Source organism: Cellvibrio sp. ATLC23, from assembly GCF_057196725.1.
On the sequence record NZ_JBXUOS010000020.1, the window covers coordinates 1 to 3,453 of the forward strand.

The 3,453-nt window shown below is 38.9% G+C and carries 4 protein-coding genes; all 4 read left to right on the top strand.

Translation table 11 applies throughout. The annotated features are described in order from the left end of the window. Window positions 1-703 precede the first annotated feature (703 nt). The 4 genes from AC2CG4_RS19970 to AC2CG4_RS19985 all read left to right on the top strand — a co-directional run bounded on the left by AC2CG4_RS19970 (window position 704) and on the right by AC2CG4_RS19985 (window position 3,242). Window positions 704-907, top strand: a complete 204-nt coding sequence (locus tag AC2CG4_RS19970; protein WP_484487942.1) for a hypothetical protein — start codon at window positions 704-706, stop codon at window positions 905-907. 297 nt (window positions 908-1,204) lie between these two features. Beyond that, a complete protein-coding gene (locus AC2CG4_RS19975; protein WP_484487943.1) occupies window positions 1,205-1,570 on the top strand; it encodes a hypothetical protein in 366 nt (121 codons plus the stop codon). A gap of 147 nt (window positions 1,571-1,717) precedes the next feature. Further along, window positions 1,718-2,167, top strand: coding sequence for a hypothetical protein (locus AC2CG4_RS19980; protein ID WP_484487944.1), 450 nt, complete (start codon window positions 1,718-1,720; stop codon window positions 2,165-2,167). 586 nt (window positions 2,168-2,753) lie between these two features. Continuing rightward, window positions 2,754-3,242 carry a hypothetical protein gene (locus tag AC2CG4_RS19985; RefSeq protein ID WP_484487945.1) on the top strand — a complete coding sequence of 163 codons (489 nt, stop codon included), beginning with the start codon at window positions 2,754-2,756 and terminating at the stop codon, window positions 3,240-3,242. Window positions 3,243-3,453 lie beyond the last annotated feature (211 nt).

A 3,453-nucleotide genomic window follows, 5' to 3' on the forward strand; every position in this document is an offset into this window, starting at 1 on the left:
CGCGTTCTTTTTGAACTCTTGCCAATAAGCTAAAATGCGGTAATCTTCATCACATTACTTTTTATCGGGCGCATGTAGTTACTGCTTCAAAAACTCATGCTTTCGTTTTTTTAAACCACCAAATACTTAACAAGGCGTTGCACCAGACGAATTGTAAGTAGCGCTTTTGCAATATCGCTACGCGAAGTTTATCGCAACGCGCTACTTACAATTCGCAGGTGAACGCAACGTTACGTGGTCAAAGTGTTTTGGCTTGTGCAATTCTGAAAGTTCGAAAAAGCAAAACCGCTGAATTTTGAAGAATGAAAGTTTTTGGGTTTTACGCTTCGGCAAGCGTGTGCGCTGTAGCGATTTGAAGAGTGTGAAGGTTTTGTCTGGTTTGTGTTCTTACAAGTTTTGCTTAAAAGGCTGAAATGCCAGCTTAGCCTTGGTTAAATTCAGCTTTTGTTATTTCCCAATTTTGGGTAAAGTTCCATCAAGTTTTAGGCGTGGTGGTTTGCACGGAAAGGCAACGGCAAAGGCTCCCTTCCCGCTTCGGCAAATTCATCACAAAACATTTATCACGTAACAAGGCGCTCCAGCACCGCGCACTTCGTGCGCTCGACAGCTTGTAAGTCGCTTTTTTGTGGTTTTGCTACGCAAAAGTTTCCCACAAAAAATCAACTTACAACCTGCGGCTGAGCTGAACGTTACGTGGGGTTCTATGAACCAGAATGAGTTAAACGGAATGACTGTAAATGAAAGGCTTTTCCATTTAAACCTGATGGATGAATTTGATAACTCTATAAAGACAAAAAATGGAAAACTGTCAGTTGAAATATTACAAAAAGCTCAATTTTCTAATGAGCAGGCTTTGGAAACTGTTAATGCAATTCTCAATGATCCAAAAAAATACGGCTATCGTTAGCGGTATTTTTTGGCTTCATTGAGTTTTTCTTTGTTTCTTTCGTTATTTTTGCTTCGGCCTAGCTTTGTGTAAATTTCATTTTTAGGCTTTATTGGGTTTTCTTCGGAAGGATTTGGTTTAGTTTATTTATTTTTTCTTCCTTATTTCTGCAAATTCATCGCAAGTAAATTATCACGTAACAAGGCAATGAACCGGATGGTTTTTAAGTAGCATTTTTTGCCATTTCGCTTCGCTACATTTTACGGCAAAAGTGCTACTTAAAACCCACCGGTTATCGCAACGTTATAAAAGGCAAGAATGAATAAACACACACTCGTTATCTGCTTAGTTTCTATTTCAGCCGGCTTTATCGCTGGAGTATTTTATGACTATAAAAAGCAAGGAAACCCAGACAGCACAGCGCAAGAGAATTTATTTTTGGAGGTTTTTTCATCAACTGCTTATGCATCTTCAATGTCACTTTCAACCGAAGTCACAATGCATCAACTAATTAAAAATGGCTTATTCAAAGAAGCAGAAGAGTTATCCCTTTTCAGAATAAACTCAACCATTAACCAAATTGAAAAAATAGACTATAAAAACAGCAAGTTCAGTCCAGAAATTGAGTCTTCACTGAACGAAGCTAAAACGTATTTAAAAACAAATAAGTTAGCCGAAAATTAACTTGTTTATAACAAGGCGTTGCAACACCGTTTCGCTTCGCTACACTCGACAGTTTGTAAGTTGCGCATTTAGCGAATCGCTGCGCGAAGTTTTTCGCAAATGCGCTACTTACAAACTGCGGTTGAACTTCACGTTATGCAGGGAATCATGAACTGGATTGAGCAAGCCAAAAAGGTCTTTAATAATCCAAGGCCGCTATATTTTACCGATCATAAACATTGTCCTGAATGTTTAGAAAATCACAACATTCTTAATAACTTCTGTCCTGAAACAATAACCATCAAAGAGCTTGGCAATATTGGTTCAGACCCAATGTGTTTTGCAACTACGGAAGCTGGCTTATACTACATGCCAGCAATGGTTAGGCTTTCTATAGAAACCTGGAATTCAAGCACGTACTTGGATCAATTTTTGTTTCATTTGGCTTATGGCGGGAAAGACAATCGTCTTTTTCTGGCAGCTACGAATATGCAAAGAGAATACATTCAAAGTTTTCTCGCTTGGTTGTTTTCAGAAAATATAGAGTATCTTGAATCTAATCACATGCTTGACCAAGCTATTTCTGCTAGTAAAGTGTGGGAAGGAGTAAGTGCATAACAAAGCGGTCAAACATCGTTCCGCTTCGCTCCACTGGACAGAATTTAAGTAGCTTTTTTGTGGTTTTACTTCGTAAAATAATTCCACAAAAAAGCTACTTAAATTCTGCCGTTTACCGCAACGTTACAAAGGGCAAGAATTTTAAAGCTACAGCTTCGGAAACACCGCAAACGTAAAAGCTGTATTATTTGAAGTATGAATGCTTTGGGTTTTCCGCTTCGGCTAGTTTTGTTTTCTTAGCAAGTTGAAGAATGAGTGTTTTTTGTTTCCTGCTTCGGAAAGTGCGAGCTTCGTAGCTTTTGAAATAACGAAGGTTTTATTCGCACCTTGCTAAGCAGGTTTTGTATTTTAACCGTTGTGGTATTGTCTTTTTTTCTTTACCGCTTCGGAAAGTTGGTTTTGGGCTTTGCTAGAAAAAGCTTTTTGGTTTTTCGTTGAGCAAGGCTAAAACCGTAGTTTGTAACAAAGCGTTGCACCCGACGAATTGTAAGTAGCGCTTATGCAATATCGCTGCGCTAAGTTTATCGCAACGCGCTACTTACAATCCGCAGGTGAACGCAACGTTACATAAAAAATGGAGAATTAAATGAGAGCTGTATTACTGTTGAGCCTTTTTACGCTAGGTTGTTCATCTGCGCCATCGCAAAATAATGTAACGCTAGGCGCTCTTGATTTCGTATCAACTTATACTCACCCCTCCTATGGAGAGGTTAAAGACAGCGACCCTAGATTAAACTCAGATCGGGAGGCATGTCGGGGTGAAACATATAGTGAAGGTGTAATGGTAAACGGCCAGCTCATAAAGGGTCAGGCAGCGCTTAACAAAATAGAATCTGATTTCCGGCTCTCTTTTGTCAAAGAACAATTAAAAACCAACAAAACAATGCCCTCCGAAGATCAAGTTATGCAGGATGCAATAACTCATGCTAGTGGTGCACCAGCATACATCTCAGAAATTAGAAATAAGCAAAAGGAATTTGTCAATTGCTTTACCGTAACAAAGCAATACAAAATTATTAAAACAGAAACGTATGATCGAAAGACTGGAAAGTTAATATCTACCGTACAACATTAATATGTAACAAGGCATTGCACCTGACGCATTGTAAGTAGCGCTTTTGCAATATCGCTGCGCGAAGTTTATCGCAACGCGCTACTTACAACCCGCAGGTGAACGCAACGTTATGCAATTCAAGTGTAGAAGCAATGAGCCTATGGAAATCCCAGAAAATATTAAAGATTTAGTTTTTCAATTAGCTAATGACTTAAGCATCATGGAAGTTTGG